This is a genomic window from Pseudomonas sp. NFACC04-2, assembly GCF_900119265.1.
Lineage (GTDB): Bacteria > Pseudomonadota > Gammaproteobacteria > Pseudomonadales > Pseudomonadaceae > Aquipseudomonas > Aquipseudomonas fluorescens_AA.
In genome coordinates this window covers 82,296-105,338 of record NZ_FPJC01000005.1, presented here as the reverse complement: position 1 = coordinate 105,338, position 23,043 = coordinate 82,296, and the positions used below count along the sequence as shown (strand labels likewise).

At 61.0% G+C, this 23,043-nt stretch carries 23 protein-coding genes; 18 read left to right on the top strand and 5 right to left on the bottom strand.

All coding sequences use genetic code 11. The features are described 5' to 3' along the window. The first annotated feature begins 9 nt into the window (after positions 1 to 9). The 11 genes from BT125_RS09260 to araH all read left to right on the top strand — a co-directional run bounded on the left by BT125_RS09260 (position 10) and on the right by araH (position 10,930). The gene (locus tag BT125_RS09260) at positions 10 to 804 is read left to right on the top strand and encodes a TatD family hydrolase (protein ID WP_072406313.1); all 795 of its coding nucleotides are present in this window, start codon (positions 10 to 12) and stop codon (positions 802 to 804) included. Between the two features lie 384 nt (positions 805 to 1,188). After that, on the top strand, positions 1,189 to 1,827 hold the full coding sequence (locus BT125_RS09255) for a TetR/AcrR family transcriptional regulator (protein WP_060741238.1): 639 nt from the start codon (positions 1,189 to 1,191) through the stop codon (positions 1,825 to 1,827). A gap of 156 nt (positions 1,828 to 1,983) precedes the next feature. Next, on the top strand, positions 1,984 to 2,952 hold the full coding sequence (locus BT125_RS09250; RefSeq protein ID WP_072406311.1) for a GTP 3',8-cyclase MoaA: 969 nt from the start codon (positions 1,984 to 1,986) through the stop codon (positions 2,950 to 2,952). A 70-nt stretch (positions 2,953 to 3,022) separates the two neighbouring features. After that, positions 3,023 to 3,628, top strand: coding sequence for a DUF4823 domain-containing protein (locus tag BT125_RS09245; protein ID WP_072406309.1), 606 nt, complete (start codon positions 3,023 to 3,025; stop codon positions 3,626 to 3,628). A gap of 15 nt (positions 3,629 to 3,643) precedes the next feature. Next, complete coding sequence (locus BT125_RS09240; RefSeq protein ID WP_060741241.1) at positions 3,644 to 4,204, top strand: DUF1285 domain-containing protein; 561 nt, start codon at positions 3,644 to 3,646, stop codon at positions 4,202 to 4,204. 275 nt (positions 4,205 to 4,479) lie between these two features. Further along, positions 4,480 to 5,226 (top strand): FadR/GntR family transcriptional regulator, encoded by a 747-nt coding sequence (locus tag BT125_RS09235; protein WP_060741242.1) that lies wholly within the window; start codon positions 4,480 to 4,482, stop codon positions 5,224 to 5,226. After that, positions 5,223 to 6,098 (top strand): SMP-30/gluconolactonase/LRE family protein, encoded by an 876-nt coding sequence (locus BT125_RS09230; protein ID WP_072406307.1) that lies wholly within the window; start codon positions 5,223 to 5,225, stop codon positions 6,096 to 6,098. The genes BT125_RS09235 and BT125_RS09230 overlap by 4 nt, the downstream gene beginning before the upstream one ends. Before the next feature lie 235 nt (positions 6,099 to 6,333). Next, positions 6,334 to 7,152 carry an SDR family oxidoreductase gene (locus BT125_RS09225; RefSeq protein WP_072406305.1) on the top strand — a complete coding sequence of 273 codons (819 nt, stop codon included), beginning with the start codon at positions 6,334 to 6,336 and terminating at the stop codon, positions 7,150 to 7,152. A gap of 174 nt (positions 7,153 to 7,326) precedes the next feature. Then, entirely contained in the window at positions 7,327 to 8,331 is a 1,005-nt protein-coding gene (locus BT125_RS09220) for a substrate-binding domain-containing protein (RefSeq protein ID WP_072406303.1), read from the top strand. Positions 8,332 to 8,406: 75 nt separating this feature from the next. Further along, the gene (gene araG / locus BT125_RS09215) at positions 8,407 to 9,951 is read left to right on the top strand and encodes an L-arabinose ABC transporter ATP-binding protein AraG (protein WP_072406301.1); all 1,545 of its coding nucleotides are present in this window, start codon (positions 8,407 to 8,409) and stop codon (positions 9,949 to 9,951) included. Between the two features lie 10 nt (positions 9,952 to 9,961). Beyond that, positions 9,962 to 10,930 (top strand): L-arabinose ABC transporter permease AraH, encoded by a 969-nt coding sequence (gene araH / locus BT125_RS09210; RefSeq protein WP_025214842.1) that lies wholly within the window; start codon positions 9,962 to 9,964, stop codon positions 10,928 to 10,930. Between the two features lie 277 nt (positions 10,931 to 11,207). Here araH and BT125_RS09205 read toward each other — a convergent pair whose 3' ends face one another. Both BT125_RS09205 and BT125_RS09200 read right to left on the bottom strand, forming a co-directional pair. Beyond that, positions 11,208 to 11,588, bottom strand: a complete 381-nt coding sequence (locus BT125_RS09205; RefSeq protein WP_072406299.1) for a Rho termination factor N-terminal domain-containing protein — start codon at positions 11,586 to 11,588, stop codon at positions 11,208 to 11,210. Positions 11,589 to 11,624: 36 nt separating this feature from the next. Then, on the bottom strand, positions 11,625 to 11,969 hold the full coding sequence (locus BT125_RS09200) for a hypothetical protein (protein WP_060741249.1): 345 nt from the start codon (positions 11,967 to 11,969) through the stop codon (positions 11,625 to 11,627). A 190-nt stretch (positions 11,970 to 12,159) separates the two neighbouring features. Between BT125_RS09200 and BT125_RS09195 the strand changes: the two genes are divergently transcribed. After that, a complete protein-coding gene (locus tag BT125_RS09195) occupies positions 12,160 to 12,642 on the top strand; it encodes a GNAT family N-acetyltransferase (protein ID WP_060741250.1) in 483 nt (160 codons plus the stop codon). A gap of 5 nt (positions 12,643 to 12,647) precedes the next feature. Here the strand turns inward: BT125_RS09195 and BT125_RS09190 are convergent, their stop codons facing one another. Continuing rightward, positions 12,648 to 13,280: a glutathione S-transferase family protein gene (locus BT125_RS09190; protein WP_072406297.1), complete on the bottom strand. Its 633-nt coding sequence runs from the start codon at positions 13,278 to 13,280 to the stop codon at positions 12,648 to 12,650. A 189-nt stretch (positions 13,281 to 13,469) separates the two neighbouring features. Here BT125_RS09190 and BT125_RS09185 point away from each other — a divergent pair, with 189 nt between their 5' ends. From BT125_RS09185 to BT125_RS09165, 5 genes are all read left to right on the top strand, one after another. Continuing rightward, positions 13,470 to 14,450, top strand: a complete 981-nt coding sequence (locus tag BT125_RS09185) for a 2-dehydro-3-deoxygalactonokinase (protein WP_072406295.1) — start codon at positions 13,470 to 13,472, stop codon at positions 14,448 to 14,450. A 19-nt stretch (positions 14,451 to 14,469) separates the two neighbouring features. Beyond that, on the top strand, positions 14,470 to 15,090 hold the full coding sequence (locus BT125_RS09180; RefSeq protein WP_072406294.1) for a 2-dehydro-3-deoxy-6-phosphogalactonate aldolase: 621 nt from the start codon (positions 14,470 to 14,472) through the stop codon (positions 15,088 to 15,090). A gap of 49 nt (positions 15,091 to 15,139) precedes the next feature. Then, positions 15,140 to 16,288 (top strand): galactonate dehydratase, encoded by a 1,149-nt coding sequence (gene dgoD, locus BT125_RS09175; protein WP_072406292.1) that lies wholly within the window; start codon positions 15,140 to 15,142, stop codon positions 16,286 to 16,288. Positions 16,289 to 16,466: 178 nt separating this feature from the next. After that, complete coding sequence (locus BT125_RS09170; RefSeq protein ID WP_014339481.1) at positions 16,467 to 17,777, top strand: MFS transporter; 1,311 nt, start codon at positions 16,467 to 16,469, stop codon at positions 17,775 to 17,777. A 59-nt stretch (positions 17,778 to 17,836) separates the two neighbouring features. Beyond that, the gene (locus BT125_RS09165) at positions 17,837 to 18,640 is read left to right on the top strand and encodes an IclR family transcriptional regulator (protein ID WP_072406290.1); all 804 of its coding nucleotides are present in this window, start codon (positions 17,837 to 17,839) and stop codon (positions 18,638 to 18,640) included. Positions 18,641 to 18,646: 6 nt separating this feature from the next. On the opposite strand, the gene BT125_RS09160 is transcribed toward BT125_RS09165, so the two are convergent. Continuing rightward, positions 18,647 to 19,699 carry an NAD(P)-dependent alcohol dehydrogenase gene (locus BT125_RS09160; RefSeq protein ID WP_072406288.1) on the bottom strand — a complete coding sequence of 351 codons (1,053 nt, stop codon included), beginning with the start codon at positions 19,697 to 19,699 and terminating at the stop codon, positions 18,647 to 18,649. Positions 19,700 to 19,876: 177 nt separating this feature from the next. Between BT125_RS09160 and BT125_RS09155 the strand changes: the two genes are divergently transcribed. Next, entirely contained in the window at positions 19,877 to 20,767 is an 891-nt protein-coding gene (locus BT125_RS09155) for an AraC family transcriptional regulator (protein WP_072406286.1), read from the top strand. A gap of 184 nt (positions 20,768 to 20,951) precedes the next feature. On the opposite strand, the gene BT125_RS09145 is transcribed toward BT125_RS09155, so the two are convergent. Next, entirely contained in the window at positions 20,952 to 22,616 is a 1,665-nt protein-coding gene (locus tag BT125_RS09145) for an electron transfer flavoprotein-ubiquinone oxidoreductase (protein WP_072406281.1), read from the bottom strand. Between the last annotated feature and the right edge of the window lie 427 nt (positions 22,617 to 23,043).

Below are 23,043 nucleotides of genomic sequence, written 5' to 3'. Positions count from 1 at the left end.
TGGCCTTTTATGCTTGTAGATTCCCATTGTCACCTTGACCGTCTCGACCTCGCTGCCCATGGCGGCTCCCTGGATGCTGCGCTGGACGCAGCTCGAGAGCGGGGTGTGGGGCACTTCCTGTGCATCGGCGTCAGCGCCGACAACGCCGCCGACGTCAAGGCCTTGGCCGAGCGTTATGCCGATGTCGATTGTTCAGTCGGTGTCCATCCACTGGATGTCCAGCCCGACGCCGCGCCGGCGCTCGATTGGCTGTTGCGTGAGCTCGATCATCCACGAGTGGTCGCCATTGGCGAAACCGGCCTGGACTATCACTACGAGCCAGAAGCCGCCGACGTGCAGCAAGCCTCGTTCCGGCTGCACCTGGAAGCTGCCCGGCAGACCGGCAAACCGGTGATCATCCACACCCGTGGCGCCCGGGCCGACACCCTGGCCCTGCTGCGTGACGCCGCGCTGCCCCAGGCCGGTGTGCTGCATTGCTTCACCGAAGACTGGGACATGGCCAAGGCTGCCTTGGACATGGGCTATTACATTTCCTTGTCCGGGATTGTCACGTTCCGCAATGCCGATGCCTTGCGCGACGTCGCGAGCAAAGTGCCGGCTGATCGGCTGCTGGTGGAAACCGATTCGCCTTACCTGGCACCGATTCCGTATCGCGGCAAGCCGAACCTTCCGCAATACGTACGGGAAGTGGCAGAATTTCTGGCAATGTTGCGCGGTGAGTCCTACGAACGGTTTGCCGAGCAGACGACGGAAAACTTTAAGCAATTGTTTCCGCTGGCTCACGTCCGTTCGGTGGCTGCCTGAATTTCATGCAAAAAAAACCCGGGTTCTGGGGGGTGAATCCGGGTTAAGACCATTAGGAGTAAAACAAAGGCACGCGGTCCGTTGGTACCTTTATCAGCGCGTCACTTGGGGGAGATGTCGCGCCGACAGTTCAAGTATTGATCACTATGCCAACGCGTCCAGTCTGGCCGGGGCGGTTTTTAAACAAATTTGGAATACGCTCGCTTCGGATAAGTTCTCACTGGCGCCAAAGCTCGCCAACGCGGCACATGGCTGCGGGAAACGGCGAGCCGGGTGTGTACGGTTTTGTGAAGAACAGTGGCCGAGAACGGATGATCCGTGCATTTTTGCGTAAGTTAGGCATAATACCCGGCTTCGAATTTTGACCCTTCAGACCTTTTTCTTATGCACAAAGAACCCCGTAAGGTCCGTGAGTTTCGCCGCCGCGAGCAGGAAATTCTCGACACCGCGCTCAAGTTGTTCCTCGACCAGGGTGAAGACAGCGTCACCGTCGAGATGATTGCGGATGCCGTGGGTATCGGCAAAGGCACGATTTATAAACATTTCAAATCCAAGGCGGAGATCTACCTGCGCCTGATGCTCGACTACGAGCGCGATTTGAACGAGCTGTTGCATTCGGCCGATGTGGACAAGGACAAGGAGGCCCTGTCCCGGGCCTACTTCGAGTTCCGCATGCGCGACCCGCAGCGCTACCGCTTGTTCGACCGTTTGGAAGAGAAGGTGGTCAAGGGCAACCAGGTGCCGGAGATGGTCGAGGAGCTGCACAAGATCCGCGCTTCGAACTTCGAACGGCTGACCCTGCTGATCAAAGGCCGGATCAGCGAGGGCAAGCTCGAGGACGTGCCGCCTTATTTCCACTATTGCGCTGCCTGGGCGTTGGTGCATGGCGCGGTGGCGCTATATCACTCGCCGTTCTGGAGCAACGTGCTGGAAGACCAGGAAGGTTTCTTCCAGTTCCTGATGGACATCGGCGTGCGCATGGGCAACAAGCGCAAGCGCGACACCGACGTCCCGAGCAACTGATTGGCCGCAAGGCAACAAGACATTCAGCTGCCTTATTGCGCCATGTCCGCTTACATGGCGCAGTGCCCCAGTAATATACTCAGGCTTGGGTCTTGCGAAATCTTGATTTCCAGGTCAATTATCGCGAGTCCGATTTTTCTTGTGCCGGAGTGATCCATGATCGTTGACCGTCAAGGCAGGCGTTTCCGTAATTTGCGGATCAGCCTGACCTCAGCCTGCAATTACGCCTGTACCTATTGCGTGCCTGATGGCAAGCGGTTGGTGGCTGCGCAGGATGAATTGTCGGCCGACGCCATGGCGCGCGGCGTGGCCTATTTGATCGAGGCCGCCGGTATCGAGCGGCTGCGCATCACGGGGGGCGAGCCGCTGGTCAGCCCCAAGCTCGAGCGTTTCATGACGGCTGTAGGGCAGATGGGCCTGGAAGACATCAGCCTGACCACCAATGGCCAGTTGCTGGCGAAAAAACTGCCCTTGCTGGTGGACGCCGGTATTCGTCGCATCAACGTTTCCCTCGACACCCTGGACCCCGTTGCGTTTCGCAGCATCGCCCGTGGCGGTGACCTGGCGACCGTGCTCGACGGCATGGAACAGGCTCGGGCCGCCGGGTTGAAGATCAAGGTCAACATGGTGCCGTTGCGCGGACAGAACCTGGACCAGGTGATGCCGTTGCTCGAATACTGCCTGGAACGTGGTTATGAGTTGCGTTTCATCGAGTTGATGCGCATGGGCCACCTGGCCAGCGACTCCAACGCCTTCCTGCAGCAGTTTGTCAGCCTCCAGCAACTGCTCAGCCTGATCGGCGACCAGTACGAATACCTGCAAGCCGACGCACCGGTGGATGCCACGGCGGTGCGCTATGAAATCCCGGGGCTAGGGTATTTCGGCGTGATCGCCAATGAAAGCGTGCCTTTCTGTCGGACCTGCTCGCGCCTGCGGCTGTCCTCTACGGGGTGGTTGCATGGCTGCTTGTCCTCCAGCAACCGTCACTTTGTCGGCGATCTTCTGGACAAACCGCGTCACCAGGCGTTGCCCGCTCTTCAGCGATTGCTGGTCAAGGCCTTGGGAGATAAGCAGGAAGTGGCGTTCTCCGGTGGTGCGACCATCATGAAGATCATCGGCGGCTGACCGAGCTGGCGCAAAAGCTGCATCCACTGGCCATTCGCCGGTTTTCCGACACCGGTTTCTGGAGGGTAGGATGCGTAGCCTGGTTTTGCTGCTGGCCGTTTTGGTGCTTGGCGGTTGCATGAATGTCAGCGACATGGGAGAGGGCGTTCGTTATCACATGAGCGACGCCGGCCTGCTGGACCATAGCGACAGCCGTCGTGTGAACAACCTGCGTATTCAGCCCGACTCGTTCATCTACATCGCCCAGGGCGCCTTCGCTCCGCCGGGCAGTGCCTATCCGCGTCCCAACGTGGTGGCCGAAGAAGCCTTCAATGGCTTCATCGAATATTTCCCCATGGTCCGTCGCGCCCGTGTTCCCGAAGGCCTCGACCAGGCCATGGGCGAAGCCCGTGCCGCGGGTGCCCATTACCTGTTGTACACCCGCTTCGCCAAGGCCGATAACCGCATCGGCAACTCCGACGAATGGCTGGATGAAGAAGCCGTGGATCGCCTCGGTGTCGATACCAGCGTGATTCAAATCATGTTGATCGAGACCAGTACCCAGTATTTGATTGATACTGCACGGATCAAGAGTCGTGGCGGTTTACTGACGTTGCACGACAAGCAGCCCCAAGACCTCATCGCCACACCGTTGCGTGAATATGCCCGCAGCCTGCTGGGGATGAGCGACGAGTAATTACAAGGAGTCACCATGAGCGGACCGCAAAAAGCCAATGACTTGCTGGGGCAGATCCCCAAGACCAAAGGGCTGCCGCCGGTCCACTTGTGGAACCCTGACTTCTGCGGCGACATCGACATGCGCATCGCCCGGGACGGCACCTGGTATTACCTGGGCACGCCCATCGGGCGAAAACCGATGGTCAAACTGTTCTCCACCATCATCCGCCGCGACGGCGATGATTACTTCCTGATTACCCCTGTGGAAAAAGTCGGCATCAAGGTCGATGACGCCCCGTTCGTGGCCGTGACCCTTGAGGTTGAAGGGCAGGGGGAAGGGCAGTTGTTGCGCTTCACCACCAATGTCGAGGAAACCACTGAGGCTGGCGCCGAGCATCCGCTGCGGGTGGTGATCGATCCCCAGACCCAGGAACCGGCGCCCTATGTGCATGTGCGCAGCAACCTCGAAGCGCTGGTCCATCGCAATGTGTTCTACCAATTGGTGGAGCTGGCGGTCAGTCGCGAGATCGACGGGCAGCGCTGGCTGGGCGTGTGGAGCGGCGGCGTGTTCTTCCCGATCGGCCTGGAACCCTGAGCCCTTGTGGGGCGATGGTTGAATCAGTATCTGTGGGCTGGACGTCCGCTATCGCGAGCAAGCTCGCTCCCACAGTGAATTTGGGGGGCTGCAATATCTGTTTACGCCACCAAACCCTGTGGGAGCGAGCTTGCTTGCGATGACGGCAGCAGCATCAACATCTCCTAAGCTGACCCACCGCTATCGCGAGCAAGGGGAGGCGTAAAATTAAAATTGACACCCAATCGTATGATGATTAGCGTGGGCCTCCAATAAGAGTGGCCCGCGGGGTTTTCATGTCCAGCAGTTTTCATGCATCGACCGTCGATTGGCTGGGGGGCTGGATAGCCGCCGGCCAGGTCAAGCCTGGGCAAACCATCAAGGTCGAAGCGGACTTGGGCGAGCAACTGGGCGTCAGTCGCACGGTGATTCGCGAGGCGATCAAGACCCTGGTGGCCAAAGGGATGCTGGAAGTCGGGCCGAAAGTCGGCACGCGGGTGTTGCCGGTGCGCCGCTGGAACCTGTTCGATCCTCAAGTGGTGGGCTGGCTGTCACGCAGCGGCTTGCCGGAAAACTTCGTCGATGACTTGCTGGACCTGCGCCGTACCATCGAGCCGATGGCGGTGCGCTGGGCCTGCGAGCGGGCCACTGCCGATCAGGTGCAGGCGATCCGCCTGGCCTACCATGCGCTGGAACGGGCGGTGGACAGCGGCGCCGATTACAACCGCGCAGACCAGTTTTTCCACGAGTGCATTCTGGCCGCCAGCCATAATCAATTCATCGAACAAATGGTCCCGGCCCTGGGGGCGCTGCTGGCGGTGTCATTCGAGGTATCGGCGGCCGACCCGGATGAGCTGCGCCGCACCTTGCCCATCCACAAGGACATCGCCGACGCCATCGCCGCCCGTGACGCGGCGCGGGGCGTCTGGGCCTGCATGACCCTGATCGATAACGCTGACCTGGCGATCAAACGCTTTTACCCCAATGTCATGGCGGGTCGAACAGACGCCGCCGGGCAAGTCGGGAACGGGAGGTTTCAATGAAGTGGACGGCTGTGACGGAACACCGGGCGAAATTGGGCGAAGGGCCGTTCTGGGATGTGCCGACCCAAGCGTTGTATTGGGTCGATATCGCTGGCAAGCAGGCCCTGCGGCTGATCGGCGCCAATGTGGAGATCTGGCAGATGCCCGAGCATGTCTCCGCCTTTATACCGACCCAAAGTGGCGACGCGCTGGTGACCCTGAGCAGTGGCGTCTACCGTCTCGATCTTGATTCGCCGGGCCTGGAACCGCGCCTGACACTGCTGTGCATGGCCGACCCCCAACCAGGCAATCGCGCCAACGAAGCCCGTTGCGACCCCCTGGGTCAACTCTGGCTCGGTACGATGCAGAACAACATCGGTGCCGAAGGCGAGGACTTGCCGATCGAGCATCGGTCCGGCGGGCTGTTTCGCGTCGGGAGTGATGGCCGGGTCTTGCCCCTGTTGCGCGGGCTGGGCATCCCGAACACCTTGCTCTGGAGCCCCGATGGCACCACGGTGTATTTCGGCGACAGTCTGGATGGCACGTTGTATCGGCACTTTATTTACCCGGAAGGCAATCTGGCGCCTGCCGAGGTCTGGTTCGGCCCGCACCCGCGTGGCGGTCCGGATGGTTCGGCGATGGATGCCCAAGGGCATATCTGGAACGCTCGCTGGGACGGCAGTTGCCTGTTGCGGCTGACCCCGGACGGGCAGGTTGATCGGGTGATCGAATTGCCCGTCAGCCGTCCGACCAGTTGTGTATTCGGCGGTGAAGACCTCAAGACGTTGTACATCACCAGCGCGGCGAGCCCATTGGGTCATCCGCTGGACGGTGCCGTGCTGTCGATGCGTGTCGACGTGCCTGGTGCGACCTGTGCAAGGTTTGCTGGCTGAATCCCAAAATATGGGATGTAAATATATATATTGAGATTGTTTGGCGGCCGGGTTTATAGTCGGCTCCATCGGCAATACGCACTCACACTAAAAAAACAAAACAGGTGAAGTGATGCAACGATCTTTCCCCGTACGCCCCGGTGGCGTACGCCGGCCACTGTTCTTTGAAGCGCCTTCGCGCCGGTCATCTGTGGATGCCCGGTTTTCGTCGTGCTGGGCACAGGAGCCTTGAGCCATGGCTGAGCCCTTGGTCTTGCCACCCGTGCCGGAGCCTCCCATGGGCGAACGCCTGAAGGATAAGGTTGTGCTGTTGACTGGCGCCGCCCAAGGCATTGGCGAAGCCATCGTCGCGGCATTCGCTTCGCAACAGGCCCGGCTGGTGATCAGTGATATCCAGGCGCAGAAGGTCGAGGCGGTGGCCGCCCATTGGCGTGAACGCGGCGCCGATGTGCACGCACTGCAGGCCGATGTGTCGAAGCAGCAGGATTTGCAGGCCATGGCCCGTCGTGCCGTCGAGCTGCACGGCCGCATCGATGTGTTGGTCAACTGCGCGGGTGTGAATGTCTTCCGTGACCCGCTGGAAATGACCGAAGAAGAGTGGCGCCGCTGCTTCGCCATCGACCTGGATGGCGCCTGGTACGGTTGCAAGGCGGTGCTGCCACAGATGATCGAGCAGGGCGTGGGCAGCATCATCAACATTGCCTCCGTCCATTCGTCCCACATCATTCCTGGCTGTTTCCCTTACCCGGTGGCCAAGCACGGCCTGCTCGGCCTGACCCGCGCCCTGGGCATCGAATATGCGCCCAAAGGGGTACGCGTCAATGCCATCGCCCCGGGTTACATCGAAACCCAACTGAACGTCGACTACTGGAACGGCTTTGCCGATCCCCATGCCGAACGCCAGCGTGCGCTGGATCTGCACCCGCCACGGCGCGTCGGGCAACCGATCGAAGTGGCAATGACGGCCGTGTTCCTGGCCAGTGACGAAGCACCGTTTATCAATGCCTCATGCATCACCATCGATGGAGGACGTTCGGTCATGTACCACGACTGAATATTCCTGGATTGCAGTGGGAAACTTCGCCTGTAATCCAATCATCATACGATATGACTATTTAGGCCTATGCTGTGTAGCAACTTGATGTAACCGCCCAGCCTGCGCACTTCCACCGTCGGTGGAGCAGACCCTGGACGTTTGGCTTTCAATAAAAAAAACAAGGAGTCAACTATGAATCATCGTCGTGGGATCCGTTCCCTGTGTCGCGCCGCCCTGGCGGTAACCGCGGTCAGCCTCAGCAGCAGCTTGCTGGCGGCTGATCCCGTGAAAATCGGTTTTCTGGTCAAACAGGCCGAGGAGCCTTGGTTCCAGACCGAATGGGCGTTCGCCGAGAAGGCGAGCAAGGACAAAGGCTTCGAGTTGATCAAGATCGCCGTGCCTGACGGCGAGAAAACCCTCTCGGCCATCGACAGCCTGGCCGCCAACGGTGCCAAGGGCTTCGTGATCTGCCCGCCGGATGTGTCCCTCGGCCCGGCCATCATGGCCAAGGCCAAGCTCAACGATCTCAAAGTGATTGCCGTGGACGACCGGTTTGTCGATGCCAACGGCAAATTCATGGAGGACGTGCCGTACCTGGGCATGGCTGCGTTCGAGGTGGGCCAGAAGCAGGGCGCCGCCATGGCCGCTGAAGCGAAAAAGCGCAATTGGGAGTGGAAAGATACCTACGCGGTGATCAACACCTTCAACGAGCTGGACACCGGCAAGAAGCGCACCGACGGTTCGGTCGATGCCTTGAAGAAGGCCGGGATGCCCGAAGACCATATCCTTTATTCGGCGCTCAAGACCCTCGACGTACCCGGAAGCATGGACTCCACCAACTCGGCGTTGGTGAAGCTGCCAAGCGCCGCGAAAAACCTGATCATCGGCGGCATGAACGACAACACCGTGCTGGGCGGCGTGCGCGCCACCGAAGCGGCCGGGTTCAAGGCCGACAACGTGATCGGCATCGGCATCAACGGCACCGATGCCATCGGTGAGCTGAAGAAACCGAAAAGCGGCTTCTTCGGTTCGATGCTGCCAAGCCCGCACATCGAAGGCTACAAGACCGCCGAGATGATGTACGAGTGGATCACCACCGGCAAGGAACCGCCGAAGTACACCGCCATGGACGAGGTGACGCTGATCACCCGGGAGAACTTCAAGCAGGAGCTGGAAAAGATCGGCCTGTGGAACTGACGGTCGGTTGATTCAAAAGCGGCCCTGGCCACATGAGTGGCGGGGTCGCTTGATCTCTGTAAGTTCGAGGTGGTTATGCAAGCGCAAACAGCGACACGGCAACACAACATCGGCGGCAGCTTGCGGTTCAACGGGATCGGCAAATCCTTTCCCGGTGTGCAGGCGCTGGCCAATATCAGTTTCGTCGCGCATCCGGGGCAAGTGCATGCCTTGATGGGCGAGAATGGCGCGGGCAAGTCCACGTTGCTGAAGATCCTCGGTGGTGCCTATATCCCGAGCAGCGGTGACCTGCAGATCGGCGAGCAGACGATGGCCTTCAAAGGCACCGCCGACAGCATCGCCAGCGGGGTGGCGGTGATTCACCAGGAGCTGCACCTGGTGCCGGAAATGACCGTCGCCGAAAACCTGTTTCTCGGCCATTTGCCGGCGCGTTTCGGCCTGGTCAACCGTGGCGTGCTGCGCCAGCAGGCGTTGACGCTGCTCAAAGGCCTGGCCGACGAAATCGATCCGCAGGAAAAAGTCGGTCGCCTGTCCCTCGGTCAGCGCCAATTGGTGGAAATCGCCAAGGCCTTGTCCCGTGGCGCCCACGTCATTGCCTTCGACGAACCCACCAGTAGCCTGTCGGCGCGGGAAATCGACCGTTTGATGGCGATCATCGCTCGCTTGCGAGACGAGGGCAAAGTGGTGCTGTACGTCAGCCACCGCATGGAAGAAGTGTTCCGTATCTGTAACGCGGTGACGGTCTTCAAGGACGGTCGTTATGTCCGGACCTTCGAAAACATGAGCGAGCTGACCCACGATCAGTTAGTCACGTGCATGGTCGGTCGCGATATCCAGGACATCTATGATTACCGCCCTCGGGAGCGCGGCGATGTGGCGCTGCAGGTGAAGGGCCTGCTGGGGCCGGGGTTGCGCGAACCGGTGAGTTTCCAGGTGCACAAGGGTGAAATCCTCGGCTTGTTCGGGCTGGTCGGTGCCGGTCGTACCGAGCTGTTTCGCTTGCTCAGTGGCCTGGAGCGCCAGAGCGAGGGAAGTCTCGTGCTGCACGGCAAGGAATTGAAGCTGCGTTCGCCACGGGATGCCATCGCCGCTGGCGTGCTGCTGTGCCCGGAAGATCGCAAGAAGGAAGGCATCATCCCACTGGGCAGCGTGGGCGAGAATATCAACATCAGTGCCCGTCCGGCTCATTCCGCGCTCGGCTGCCTGCTGCGCGGCGACTGGGAGCGGGGCAATGCCGACAAGCAGATCAAGTCGCTGAAGGTGAAGACCCCGGCGGCCAGCCAGAAAATCATGTACCTGTCCGGCGGCAATCAGCAGAAGGCGATTCTCGGTCGCTGGCTGTCGATGCCGATGAAAGTCCTGCTGCTGGACGAACCGACCCGTGGCATCGATATCGGCGCCAAGGCGGAGATCTACCAGATTATCCACAACCTGGCGGCCGACGGCATCGCGGTGATTGTGGTGTCCAGCGACCTGATGGAAGTGATGGGCATTTCCGACCGAATCCTGGTGCTTTGCGAAGGGGCCATGCGCGGCGAGCTGTCGCGTGACCAGGCCAACGAATCCAACCTGCTGCAACTGGCGCTGCCGCGCCAACGCGTTGCCGACGCGGCGAACTGAGAGGTAAATCATGACCATTCAAAACAATGCACTGCCAACGGCACGCAAACCCCTGGACCTGCGCCGTTTCCTGGATGACTGGGTCATGCTGCTGGCGGCCATCGGTATCTTCGTGCTCTGCACCTTGATGATCGACAACTTCCTGTCGCCGTTGAACATGCGCGGCCTGGGCCTGGCGATTTCCACCACCGGCATCGCCGCGTGCACCATGTTGTATTGCCTGGCGTCCGGGCACTTCGACTTGTCGGTCGGTTCGGTGATTGCCTGTGCCGGCGTGGTCGCGGCGGTGGTGATGCGCGACACCAACAGCGTGTTCCTCGGCGTCAGCGCGGCGCTGGCGATGGGGCTGATCGTTGGCCTGATCAACGGTATCGTCATCGCCAAGCTGCGGGTCAACGCCTTGATCACCACCCTGGCGACCATGCAGATCGTCCGTGGCCTGGCCTACATCTTTGCCAACGGCAAGGCGGTGGGGGTCTCGCAGGAATCGTTCTTCGTGTTCGGCAACGGCCAGTTATTCGGCGTGCCGGTGCCGATCCTGATCACCATCGTCTGCTTCCTGTTTTTCGGCTGGCTGCTGAACTACACCACCTACGGGCGCAACACCATGGCCATCGGTGGTAACCAGGAGGCGGCGTTGTTGGCGGGGGTGAACGTCGATCGCACCAAGATCATCATCTTCGCCGTACATGGTTTGATCGGCGCCTTGGCCGGGGTCATCCTTGCGTCGCGCATGACCTCGGGCCAGCCGATGATCGGCCAGGGCTTCGAGTTGACCGTGATCTCGGCCTGCGTGCTGGGTGGGGTGTCGTTGAGCGGTGGCATCGGCATGATTCGCCATGTCATTGCGGGCGTGCTGATTTTGGCGATCATCGAAAACGCGATGAACCTGAAGAACATTGACACCTTCTATCAATACGTCATCCGCGGCTCGATCCTGTTGCTGGCGGTGGTGATCGACCGCTTGAAGCAACGCTGAAGCTTGCCCCGGCCGGGCTGCCAACGGGGAGCCCGGTTTTTTGACCGAATGCAGGCACAACAATGTGGGAGCGGGCTTGCCCGCGAAGGCGATGGTCCATTCAGCATTGATGCAAGCTGACCCTCCGCTTTCGCGAGCAAGCTCGCTCCCACAGGTTTTTGTGCCGGCACAACATCGCGACACACCGCCGATCCCACAGTTTTTGAACTCGGCAATACACCGCAAACCCATGGGGGAGCGAGCTTGCTCGCGATAGCGTCCTCCCTGACGCCAACAATCACCCCGCTTTGCGCAACGCTTCGACCAACTCCTGCTTGCGCATCTTCGACCGTCCGGGAATGTTTTTCGCCCGGGCCTCTTTCATCAGGCTGTCCACCGTCTGGGTCCCATGGGAGGCCTTGCTGCTGCGCGGGTGGCCTTCGCGGGTCTTGGCGGCGCGGCGGGCCGATTCCTTGCGGTCGGTTTTCTTTTCCACAGCCGGTTTAGTCTTTCCCGAACCACCGGAACGTTCGCCGCCACCGGACTGCTTGTTCACCGTCGCCCAGGCCCGTGCTTCGGCTTCGTTCTGCGACACGCCTTTTTTCTCGTAACTCTTTTCAATGTGCTCGGCCTTGCGTTTTTGCTCGGCGGTATATTTGTCTTTGCTTCCACGAGGCATGGGATTTTCCTCCTCAAGTGTCTGAGCAGAGGCTGCTTACTGGCTGGCAGCGCCACCTTCGGAGCCCGAGCCACCGGTAGTGGTTTTCGAACCCACGCCGGTCTCGGCGTTGTCAGGAGCGGTGGAGTCAGGCGTATTCATGCCGCCCTGGCGTCCCATGTCATTACCCTGCACGCGGGGATCGGTGCCGGTGGCGGGTGGCTGGCCATTGTTCAGACCGCCGCCGGTGCCGTCGGTATTCAACTTGGGCAGGCCTTGCGTGGCTGGAGAATTGGGTGCCTGTACCGGGTCGGTGGGGCCGGTGCCGGAAGTGGAAGCCGCGAAAGCCACCGAAGACAGCAGCGTGGCGAGTGTGAATGCAGTCAGCCTTGAAGTGATCATGGTGTCGCCTCCATTTTTCAGAATGCTTACCTGATCTTGGGCCGTGGTGGCTTGGGGTTGGTGCCTTGAGCGCGACGAATGGCACTTTTTGAAACAAGCTCGCGTCCGCGATCAAATAGTTGGATCGGCATGTGACGAGCGCCGCGCAGCGGCTTAGTATGGCGCTTTCAATTGGCTACAAGGCCTGTCCATGTCCATCGAGATCCGTCCTGCGCAACCCAGCGATGCGCCTCAAATCCTTGCCTTCATCACCGAATTGGCCGATTACGAAAAGGCCCGCCACGAAGTCATCGCCAGTGTGGCCGACATCGAGCGCAGCCTGTTCAGCGAAGGCGCGACCGCCCACGGGCTGATCTGCCTGCGGGATGGCGTGCCGATTGGTTTCGCGGTGTTTTTCTTCAGTTATTCCACCTGGCTGGGCAGCAACTGCCTGTACCTCGAAGACCTGTACATCACGCCGGAGCAGCGCGGTGGCGGGGCGGGCAAGACACTGTTGCGCCACCTGGCGAAGATCGCCTGCGACAACGATTGCGGCCGCTTTGAATGGAGCGTGCTGGACTGGAACACGCCGGCCATCGAGTTCTACAAATCCCTCGGTGCGCAACCCCAGGAAGAATGGGTGCGCTACCGAATGGACGGCAAGGTGCTACGGGATTTCGCTAACGGACACTGAGCACTTCATGAGTGTGCGGCAGACGCGTACTCGGCGAACCCCGGTCGTTGCTCGAGGCGTTTGCAGTAAGCCGTCACGGCCGGATAGTCGGGACGCTCCATGGGCGTCTGGCGCCACCGGTGTACGGACAGGCCGATGAGCACGTCCGCGAGGGAAAACGCCGTACCGGCCACGTAGGCGCCGGTGCGGTTCAACTGCTGCTCCAGCAACCCCATCTTCTCGTTCCAGCCCTTGATGCCGGCGGCGATGCGCTGCGGGTCCTGGAAGTCCGGGTTCTTGCGCACCAGGGCGTGGAAGGCGTAGCCCCAGGACGGGTTGAGTTCCGTGGCTTGCCAGTCCATCCACTGTTCGATCCGCGCTCGGGCGGCAGGCTCGACAGGTAGCAGATCGCTGGGCCCATGCTTGCCCACCAGGTAGCGGCAAATGGTATTGGATTCCCAGAACACGCCGTTCTCATCAATGATCACCGGCACCTGGGCATTGGGATTCAAGGCCAGGAACGCCGGGTCCTGGGTCGAGGCAAAACCGATGCCCCAATCTTCGCGCTCGTAGGCGATGTCCAGTTCCTGGCAGGTCCACAGCACTTTTCTGACGTTGATCGAAGACGTGCGGCCGAGGATTTTCAGCAGTTGTCCCATCACTTTTTCCCTAGTTGTTTGGTGTCCGGTCAGAAAACGTAGCAGGGTCTTGGGCGGATGGCGATTAGCTTCATAGGTGGTGCATTTTAATCCCAATATATGGGAATGATATTTATATATTGAGATTTAATCGCCCCCAGGTTTATAGTCCGTCTCACTCACTGCCAAAAAACAAAACAGGTGAAGCGGATGCAGGCGCAATTGATCGCGCTCGATTGGGGGACCACCTCATTACGGGCTTACAAACTCGCAGCCGGTGGCGAGGTGCTCGAGCAGCGTTCGCTGTCGTCGGGGATCATGCAGTTGCCGTCCGGGCCGCGAAACGTGGCCGGCCAGGTGTGCATCGACGGTTTCGAGTTGGCCTTCGACGAGGCCTGTGGCGACTGGCTCGATGCCCAGCCAGGTTTGCCTGTCATTGCCTGTGGCATGGTCGGCAGTGCTCAGGGCTGGTGTGAAGCGCCGTACTGCGACACACCCGCCAACGTCGCCAATCTCGGACATTCCCTACAAACCGTTCGCAGCCTTCGCGGTGTCGATGTGCACATCGTGCCGGGCGTGATTCAGCGTTCACGCTTGCCCAATGTCATGCGCGGCGAAGAAACCCAAGTGCTCGGTGCCTTGCACAGCCTGCCGGACGAAGCGGTGCTGATCGGCCTGCCCGGCAGCCACTCGAAATGGGTGGAAGTGGCCGATGGCCGCATCGTGCATTTCGATACCTTCATGACCGGCGAGATCTTCGCCGTGCTCAGTGACCACAGCATTCTCGGCCGCACCCAGCAACGGAGTGCGACCTTCGATGGCGCGGCCTTTGATCGCGGCGTGCAAGTGGCGTTGTCGGTGGACGGCCAGATCGGCCCGTTGTCCACCGTGTTCAGCGCCCGCAGCCTGGGCTTGACCGGCGAGTTGGGCGCCAGCGCCCAAGCGGATTACCTCTCGGGCTTGTTGATCGGCCATGAGCTGACGGCGCTGGCCCAAGTACAACGCCGACGCCGCGACAGCCTGCACCTGCCGACGGTGGTGTTGATCGGCAATTCCCAACTCTGTGTCCGTTATCAACGGGCCCTCGACGCCTGTGGCTTCGCCCGGGTGGTCCTGGCCGAACAGGCCACCGAACGCGGTTTGTGGCAACTGGCCGTGGCGGCCGGGTTGCTCGATTCCACCGCCCCCTGAACCTGACTGGAGGTCTGACATGCTCACACAAGCACTGGCGCACAACGGGCTGATCGCGATCCTGCGTGGCCTGCGTCCCGAAGAGGCGGCGGCCATCGGCGAAGTCCTGTACAGCGCCGGATTTCGCGTCATCGAAGTACCGCTCAATTCCCCCGAGCCATACGACAGTATTCGCATCCTGCGCAGTACCTTGCCCGCCGATTGCCTGATCGGTGCCGGCACCGTGCTCACGCCGGAACAGGTGGAACAGGTGAAAGCCGCCGGTGGCCAGGTGATCGTCATGCCCCACAGCGATCCGAATGTGCTGCGTGCGGCGAAAGCGGCGGGCTTGTACCTGTCGCCAGGCGTCGCCACACCCACCGAAGCCTTTGCCGCACTGGCCGAAGGCGCCCATGTGCTGAAGATGTTTCCCGCCGAGCAAATGGGCCCGGCGGTGGTCAAGGCCTGGCTCGCGGTGCTGCCGGCCGGGACCGTGCTGGTGCCGGTGGGCGGGATTACGCCAGACAACATGGCGGTGTTCGTCGAAGCCGGCGTCAAGGGTTTCGGCCTTGGTTCCGGGTTGTTCAAGCCGGGCCTGACAGCGGATGAAGTGGCGGTGCGCGCCAAGGCCTATGTGGCGGCATGGAATGCCTTGAACTGAAGACTTTTCCAGCGCTCCGTGCGCTGCATCTGACAAGAGAGACAACAAGATGAAAATCACCAAGCTGACCACGTTTATCGTTCCGCCGCGCTGGTGCTTCCTCAAAATCGAGACCGACGAGGGCGTGACCGGTTGGGGCGAGCCCGTGGTCGAAGGCCGTGCCCACACAGTGGCGGCTGCCGTCGAGGAATTGTCCGACTACCTGATCGGCAAAGACCCACGCAACATCGAAGACATCTGGACCGTGCTCTATCGTGGCGGCTTCTACCGCGGCGGGGCCATTCACATGAGCGCCCTGGCCGGCATCGACCAGGCGTTGTGGGACATCAAGGGCAAGGCCTTGGGCGTGTCGGTCAGCGACCTGCTGGGGGGCCAGGTGCGGGACAAGATCCGTGTGTATTCGTGGATCGGAGGCGACCGGCCGGCGGACACCGCTCGCGCGGCGAAAGAGGCAGTGGCGCGGGGCTTCACGGCGGTGAAGATGAACGGCACCGAAGAGCTGCAGTTTCTCGACACCTTCGAAAAAGTCGACCAGGCCCTGGCCAACGTGGCTGCGGTGCGCGATGCGGTCGGACCGAACGTCGGCATTGGCGTGGACTTCCACGGCCGGGTGCACAAGCCGATGGCCAAGGTGCTGATGAAGGAACTCGACCCCTACAAACTGATGTTCATCGAAGAGCCGGTGCTCAGCGAAAACTATGAAGCCCTCAAGGAACTGGCGCCGCTGACCAGCACCCCGATTGCCCTGGGCGAGCGGTTGTTTTCCCGCTGGGACTTCAAGCGCGTGCTCAGCGAAGGCTATGTGGACATCATCCAGCCGGATGCATCCCACGCCGGTGGCATCACCGAAACCCGCAAGATCGCCAACATGGCCGAGGCCTACGACGTTGCGCTGGCGCTGCACTGCCCGTTGGGGCCCATTGCCCTGGCGGCGTGCCTGCAACTGGATGCGGTCTGCTACAACGCGTTTATCCAGGAGCAGAGCCTGGGCATCCATTACAACGAGAGCAACGACCTGCTGGATTACATCAAGGATCCACAGGTGTTCGACTACGACAAAGGCTTCGTGAAAATTCCCAACGGTCCGGGCCTGGGCATTGAGATCAACGAGGAATACGTCATCGAACGCGCGGCCATCGGTCACCGCTGGCGCAACCCGATCTGGCGCCATGCCGATGGCAGTTTTGCCGAGTGGTGAGTCACGCTTGACCCTGTGGGAGCGAGCTTGCTCGCGATGGCGATGTATCAGTCACACATATGCTAACTGACACACCGTCATCGCGAGCAAGCTCGCTCCCACAATTTGATCTTCGCCAACAGGGAGATCTTCTTCGATGCGCCCGTTTCCTCAATAAACATAAGAAGAGGCACCTCACATGCAAGCGCACACCCTGAGCGCGCAAGCGTCGTTGGTGACGCCCAGCCGCAAGCGTTTTTTCATCATGGTCCTGCTGTTCATCACTGTGGTGATCAACTACCTGGACCGCAGCAACCTCTCGATTGCCGCCCCCGCGCTGACCAGTGACCTGGGCATCGACCCGATCCACGTCGGGCTGATTTTCTCGGCGTTCGGCTGGACCTACGCCGCCATGCAGATTCCCGGTGGCTGGCTGGTGGACCGGGTGCCGCCGCGCATTCTCTATAGCGTGGCATTGCTGTTGTGGTCGGTGGCCACGGTGATGCTGGGGTTCGCCGCCAGCTTCATCGCGTTGTTCGTGCTGCGCATGGCGGTCGGTGCCCTGGAAGCGCCGGCTTATCCGATCAACAGTCGCGTGGTGACCACCTGGTTTCCCGAGCGCGAGCGGGCCACGGCCATCGGTTTCTACACCTCCGGGCAGTTTGTCGGGCTGGCCTTCCTGACGCCGGTATTGGCCTGGCTGCAACATGCCTTCGGCTGGCACATGGTGTTTGTCGCCACGGGCGCGGTGGGCATTCTCTGGGCGGTGATCTGGTACGCGGTGTATCGCGAGCCCCGGGATTTCAAAGGCGCCAATGCCGCCGAAATCGAGCTGATCCGCGAGGGTGGCGGGCTGGTGGATATCCAGGCCGATACGGCGAAGGCCAAGGCGAAATTCAGTTGGACCGACCTGGGTATCGTCCTGACCCAGCGCAAATTGTGGGGCATTTACCTGGGGCAGTTCTGCCTCAATTCCACGCTGTGGTTTTTCCTGACGTGGTTCCCCACCTACCTGGTGAAGTATCGCGGCATGGACTTCATCAAGTCCGGCTTGCTGGCGTCGTTGCCGTTCCTCGCGGCGTTTGTCGGCGTGCTGTGCTCCGGGTTCTTCTCCGACTGGTTGATTCGTCGCGGCGCCACCGTCGGGTTCGCCCGCAAGCTGCCGATCATTGGCGGGTTGCTGATCTCGACCTCGATCATCGGCGCCAACTTTGTCGAGTCGACGCCGCTGGTGATCGCTTTCCTGGCCCTGGCGTTCTTCGGCAATGGCCTGGCGTCGATCACCTGGTCGCTGGTGTCGACCCTGGCGCCGGCACGACTGCTCGGGTTGACCGGCGGGGTGTTCAACTTCATCGGTAACCTGGCGGCCATCGCCACGCCGATCGTGATTGGCTTCCTCGCCAGCGGCGATTCGTTCGCCCCGGCCATTACCTATATCTCTGTCCTGGCATTGGCTGGCGCGCTGTCCTACATCCTGCTGGTCGGGAAGGTCGAGCGCATCGAGTTGTAGTCCGACGGGGCGGGCGACCATAATGCCGCCCGTTCCCCGCTCACTGTAGAAGGCCGGCTATGCAGCAAGACGATCCAAAAATCACCAAGGACGCGGCGCCTACAGGCACGCAGACATTGCTGCGTGGTCTGGGCGTGGTCCAGGCGGTCGCCAGCGGCGCCCGTGACTTGAAGGAAATCGCCCGGCTGATCGGCACCACCCGCAGCACCACCCATCGCCTGGCCAGTTGCCTGGTGGACGAACGTTACCTGCGCGTGGTGCCGCAAGTGGGCTACCTGCTGGGGCCGAAGCTGATCGAACTGGGCTTCCAGGCCCGGGAAGAACTGCCGTTGGTAAGCCTGGCGGGGCCGTATTTGGACGAGCTGTCAGCGCTGACCGGGGACACCGTTCACCTGGCGATTCGCGAGGGCGACGAAGTCTTGTACCTGCTGAAGAATCCGGGGCGTAACGGCCCGGAAATGCGCTCGCGCGTAGGCCATCGCATGCCGTTGGCGCGCACCGGGATCGGTAAGGCGCTGATGCTCGATGACACGCAGGAACAATGGAAGCGGCTGTATGAAATCAGCCTGCCGGCGGGTGGGAAGAATCAGTTCTGGCCTCAGCATCAGGAGCAATCCTGGGAGCAGTTCCAGCAACGGATGCTGGAGTACGTGGCGGGGGGGTATGCCTTCGACCTGGAAGACAACGAACCGTCGATTCGCTGTGTGGCGGCGCCGATCCGTGACGCCGGCAAGCGCATCGTCGCCGGTATCAGCATCGCCAGCACCGTGCCGTACATGCCCCTGGAAAAGATGGCCGAGCTGATTCCCCTGGTCAAAGGGGTCACAGCCCGGCTGTCGGCGGAGCTGGGCGCCAAGGTCTGACGAACGTCAGGCCTTGAGCGTCGCCATGTCGATGACGAAGCGGTACTTCACGTCCCCGGCGATCATGCGGCTGTAGGCCTCGTTGATCTGGCGGATGTCGAGCATTTCAATGTCGCAACTGATGTTGTGCTCGGCGCAGAAGTCCAGCACTTCCTGGGTTTCGGCGATACCGCCGATCAACGAGCCGGCCAGGACGCGACGGCCCATGATCAAGTTGGCTGCATGGACTGGCGGATCGATCGGCTCGACCAGGCCCACCAGGATGTGTACACCGTCGAACCGCAGGGTACTGAGGTAGGGGTTGAGGTCGTGCTGCACCGGAATGGTGTCCAGCAGGAAGTGGAAGCGTCCGGCCGCGGCGGCCATCTGCTCGGCGTCAGTGGATACGATCACATGGTCGGCGCCCTGGCGACGGGCTTCTTCGGCCTTGCTGGCCGAGCGGGTGAACAACGTCACTTCGGCGCCCATGGCCTTGGCGAACTTGATGCCCATGTGGCCGAGGCCGCCCATGCCCAGCACGCCGACCTTGTCGCCGGCCTTCACGCCGTAATGCTTGAGGGGCGAGTAGGTGGTGATGCCGGCACAGAGAATCGGCGCGGCGCCGGCCGGGTCAAGTGCTGCCGGGATGCGCAGCACAAAATGTTCTTTGACCACGATGCTGTTGGAGTACCCGCCCATGGTGTGGCCGCCGCTGATGCGATCCGGGCTGGCGTAGGTCTGGGTCATGCCCTGGTAGCAGTATTGTTCCAGGTTCGCGTGGCAAGCTTCGCACTCGCGGCAGGAGTCGACCATGCAGCCAACGCCCACCAGGTCGCCAACCTTATAGCGCGTGACGTCCGCGCCGACGGCGGTGACCTTGCCGACGATCTCATGGCCCGGCATCAGCGGGTAAACGGCGATGCCCCATTCGTTGCGAGCCTGGTGGATGTCGGAGTGGCAGACGCCGCAGTAGAGAATGTCGATCGCCACGTCGTCGGCTCGCGGGCTGCGGCGCTCGAATTTCATGGGGGCGAGGGGAGCGGTGGGCGATTGGGCGGCATATCCGATGGCTGTGTACATGATGGACCTCGCTAATCAGTGAACGATAGGGTTCCATTGTGGGAGTCCGCTCCGGGAACGGCGATGACGATTCCTACGGGTGTCATGCCTAATCCTCCGACCTTGGTCGTGGATTGGTTCTATGTGAGGCCAGACCTGCGATGATGTTCCCAGCCCTTATTTCGTGAAGTTTTTACCATGTTGTTGACCCGCCATCTCGATGCCAACGCGGCGCTGGTTTCGCTGATCGAACCTCTGGCGACCCGTGATGGTTTTATCCCGACACCGCTGCCTGGTGTACAAGTCCTGCGGTGCAGCCAGGACATCGCCCGTGGTCCGCAGCTCTACGAGCCAAGCCTGGTGATCATTGCCCAGGGCAGCAAGCTGGCTTACCTGGGACCGCGCACGCTGGAGTACGGCGCCGGGCACTACCTCATCCAGGCGCTGCCGGTGCCGTTCGAGTGCGAAACCTATGCCATGCCCGATGCTCCGTTGCTCGGGATTTCCGTGGCGATCGATCGGGCGATGTTGGGGGAGTTGGTGCTGGCCATGGGGTTGACGCCGGGGCGAAGCCTGGCGGCGCAGACGCCGGAATCCATGACCAGTGCCGCGCTCGATGGTGCTATGCGAGGGTGTGTCGAACGACTGTTGCACTGCTTGCACGACCCCTTGGAATGCCAGGTCATGGGCCAGGCGCGGCTGCGAGAATTGCTGTTCGTCGCCTTGCGTGGGCCTCAGGCCGACGTATTGCGGGCGCTGGTGGAGCAGCATGGGCAATTCGCTCGGATTGCCGCGGCGCTGAGCCATCTGCATGCGCATTTCACCGAGCCGCTGAACGTCGAGACACTGGCCAGTTGCGCGAACATGAGCGCATCGACCTTTCATGAGCATTTCAAGCGCAGCACCTTGCTGTCGCCGGTGCAGTACCTCAAGCGGTTGCGCCTGCTCAAGGCCCAGCGGCTGCTGCTTATCGACGGCATGGGGGTGGCCCAGGTGGCGCACCAGGTGGGGTATCAGAGCCCGTCGCAGTTCAGTCGGGAGTACAAGCGCTACTTCGAGCGCAACCCCGGGGAAGAGCGCGCCGCCTGAACCCCAGCAGAACCCCTGTGGGAGCGGGCTTGCTCGCGAAAGCGGTGTATCTGCCAGCATTTTTGTCGACTGACACGCCGCTTTCGCGAGCAAGCCCGCTCCCACATTTGGACTGCCGTGTTTCTGGAATGGCAGGCAACAAAAAGGCCCCCATTGCGGGAGCCTCGATGTTCAGCGTGTCGGCTTACATGTTCGGGTAAGTCGGCCCACCGGCGCCTTCCGGGGAGACCCAGGTGATGTTCTGCGCCGGGTCCTTGATGTCACAGGTCTTGCAGTGCACGCAGTTCTGGGCGTTGATCTGGAAGCGTTTCTCGCCGTCTTCCTTGGTCACCACTTCGTACACGCCAGCCGGGCAGTAGCGCTGGGCCGGTTCGTCGTAAAGCGGCAGGTTTTTGCCGATCGGGATGCTCGGGTCGGTCAGCTTCAGGTGGCAGGGTTGTTCTTCTTCATGGTTGGTACCGGAGATGAACACCGAGCTGAGTTTGTCGAAGCTGAGCTTGCCGTCCGGTTTCGGGTAGTCGATCTTCTTGCAATCGGCGGCCAGCTTGAGGCAGGCATAGTCCGGCTTGTTGTCGTGCAGGGTGAACGGTATTTTGCCGCCGAAGATGTTCTGGTCGAGCCAGTTGAAACCACCGCCGACGATCGCGCCGTACTTGTGGATCGCTGCACCGAAGTTGCGGCTGGCGAACAGTTCTTCGTACAGCCAACAGTTCTTGAAGTTGTCGACGTAGGCGGTCAGTTCATCACCGCCTTCGGATTCGGCGAACAAGCGATCGGCCACGGCCTCGGCGGCGAGCATGCCGGATTTCATGGCAGTGTGGCTGCCCTTGATCTTGGCGAAGTTCAGGGTGCCGAGGTCGCAACCGATCAGCGCGCCGCCCTTGAAGACCATTTTCGGCAACGAGTTCAGGCCGCCCTTGCAGATGGCACGGGCGCCGTAGCTGACGCGCTTGCCGCCTTCCAGGTATTGCTTGAGCACCGGGTGATGCTTGAGGCGCTGGAACTCGTCGAACGGCGACAGGAAGGTGTTGCTGTAGGACAGGTCGATAATCAGGCCGACCACCACCTGGTTGTTTTCCAGGTGATAGAGGAAGGAGCCGCCGGTGTTCTCGGTGCCCATGATGTCCAGCGGCCAGCCAGCGGTGTGCACCACCAGGCCGGGTTGATGCTTGGCCGGGTCGATTTCCCAGATTTCCTTCAGGCCGATGCCGTAGTGCTGGGCGTCGGCCTCGCTGTCCAGGTTGAAGCGCTTGATCAACTGCTTGCCGATGTGACCACGGCAGCCTTCGGCGAACAGCGTGTACTTGCCGCGCAGTTCCATACCTGGGGTGTAGAGGCCTTCCTTCGGATTGCCTTCGCGGTCGACACCCAGGTCGCCGGTGATGATCCCGCGCACCACGCCGTTTTCGTCGAACAGCGCTTCCTGGGCGGCGAAGCCGGGGTAGATTTCCACGCCCAGGTTCTCGGCCTGCTGGGCCAGCCAGCGGCACAGGTTGCCCAGGGAAATAATATAGTTGCCTTCGTTGTGCATGGTCTTGGGCACAAAGAAGTCAGGGATTTTGCTCGCGGCCTCGGCGTTTCTCAGGACATAAATGTCATCGCGTTTGACAGGCGTATTCAGCGGTGCGCCGAGTTCTTTCCAGTCCGGGAACAGTTCGTTCAGGGCGCGGGGCTCGAACACCGCGCCGGAGAGGATGTGCGCACCGACTTCGGAACCTTTTTCGACCACGCAGACGCTGATTTCCTTACCGGCTTCGGCGGCCTTCTGTTTCAGTCGGCAAGCGGCAGACAGGCCAGCGGGGCCGGCACCGACGATGACCACGTCGAATTCCATGTATTCGCGTTCCACAGGCTATCTCCTACTCAAGGCTCACAGTTTTTCTAATTGGAGGTTTGGCGTCGCATCCTTTGTTTCCTTCGCGAAAAGCGACGAAAGCGACAATGGATGAGCCGCGGGTCTCTCTTAAGCGGCGCATTATATCTACACCACTCTCAGGGTCCAATACAAACGTTTGTTTGAAATTGCCGCAGCCCAGATAAATCACTGACGTACGGCTTATGACTGACCATTTTGCCGTATTGACCGGAATAGGCGTTCCGGTCAAGATACGGGCGGTTTTGCGCTCGCCGTAGGCTGACTGTTGGTTTCAAGAGCACCTCTAAAGACAGGGCGAAGGCAGCACAAAGTGACGTATTGCGCGGTTCCGAGGCGCAGTTTACACGCCGCGATAATGAATGACCCATCGGTCATCACTGACGAATGGTCTTCACTCCCG

Excerpts from the sequence above, each read along its gene's own strand:
- BT125_RS09260 (WP_072406313.1), top strand. The coding sequence starts at position 10 with ATGCTTGTAGATTCCCATTGTCACCTTGACCGTCTCGACCTCGCTGCC.
- BT125_RS09255 (WP_060741238.1), top strand. The coding sequence starts at position 1,189 with ATGCACAAAGAACCCCGTAAGGTCCGTGAGTTTCGCCGCCGCGAGCAG.
- BT125_RS09250 (WP_072406311.1), top strand. The coding sequence starts at position 1,984 with ATGATCGTTGACCGTCAAGGCAGGCGTTTCCGTAATTTGCGGATCAGC.
- BT125_RS09245 (WP_072406309.1), top strand. The coding sequence starts at position 3,023 with ATGCGTAGCCTGGTTTTGCTGCTGGCCGTTTTGGTGCTTGGCGGTTGC.
- BT125_RS09240 (WP_060741241.1), top strand. The coding sequence starts at position 3,644 with ATGAGCGGACCGCAAAAAGCCAATGACTTGCTGGGGCAGATCCCCAAG.
- BT125_RS09235 (WP_060741242.1), top strand. The coding sequence starts at position 4,480 with ATGTCCAGCAGTTTTCATGCATCGACCGTCGATTGGCTGGGGGGCTGG.
- BT125_RS09230 (WP_072406307.1), top strand. The coding sequence starts at position 5,223 with ATGAAGTGGACGGCTGTGACGGAACACCGGGCGAAATTGGGCGAAGGG.
- BT125_RS09225 (WP_072406305.1), top strand. The coding sequence starts at position 6,334 with ATGGCTGAGCCCTTGGTCTTGCCACCCGTGCCGGAGCCTCCCATGGGC.
- BT125_RS09220 (WP_072406303.1), top strand. The coding sequence starts at position 7,327 with ATGAATCATCGTCGTGGGATCCGTTCCCTGTGTCGCGCCGCCCTGGCG.
- araG (WP_072406301.1), top strand. The coding sequence starts at position 8,407 with ATGCAAGCGCAAACAGCGACACGGCAACACAACATCGGCGGCAGCTTG.
- araH (WP_025214842.1), top strand. The coding sequence starts at position 9,962 with ATGACCATTCAAAACAATGCACTGCCAACGGCACGCAAACCCCTGGAC.
- BT125_RS09205 (WP_072406299.1), bottom strand. The coding sequence starts at position 11,588 with ATGCCTCGTGGAAGCAAAGACAAATATACCGCCGAGCAAAAACGCAAG.
- BT125_RS09200 (WP_060741249.1), bottom strand. The coding sequence starts at position 11,969 with ATGATCACTTCAAGGCTGACTGCATTCACACTCGCCACGCTGCTGTCT.
- BT125_RS09195 (WP_060741250.1), top strand. The coding sequence starts at position 12,160 with ATGTCCATCGAGATCCGTCCTGCGCAACCCAGCGATGCGCCTCAAATC.
- BT125_RS09190 (WP_072406297.1), bottom strand. The coding sequence starts at position 13,280 with ATGGGACAACTGCTGAAAATCCTCGGCCGCACGTCTTCGATCAACGTC.
- BT125_RS09185 (WP_072406295.1), top strand. The coding sequence starts at position 13,470 with ATGCAGGCGCAATTGATCGCGCTCGATTGGGGGACCACCTCATTACGG.
- BT125_RS09180 (WP_072406294.1), top strand. The coding sequence starts at position 14,470 with ATGCTCACACAAGCACTGGCGCACAACGGGCTGATCGCGATCCTGCGT.
- dgoD (WP_072406292.1), top strand. The coding sequence starts at position 15,140 with ATGAAAATCACCAAGCTGACCACGTTTATCGTTCCGCCGCGCTGGTGC.
- BT125_RS09170 (WP_014339481.1), top strand. The coding sequence starts at position 16,467 with ATGCAAGCGCACACCCTGAGCGCGCAAGCGTCGTTGGTGACGCCCAGC.
- BT125_RS09165 (WP_072406290.1), top strand. The coding sequence starts at position 17,837 with ATGCAGCAAGACGATCCAAAAATCACCAAGGACGCGGCGCCTACAGGC.
- BT125_RS09160 (WP_072406288.1), bottom strand. The coding sequence starts at position 19,699 with ATGTACACAGCCATCGGATATGCCGCCCAATCGCCCACCGCTCCCCTC.
- BT125_RS09155 (WP_072406286.1), top strand. The coding sequence starts at position 19,877 with ATGTTGTTGACCCGCCATCTCGATGCCAACGCGGCGCTGGTTTCGCTG.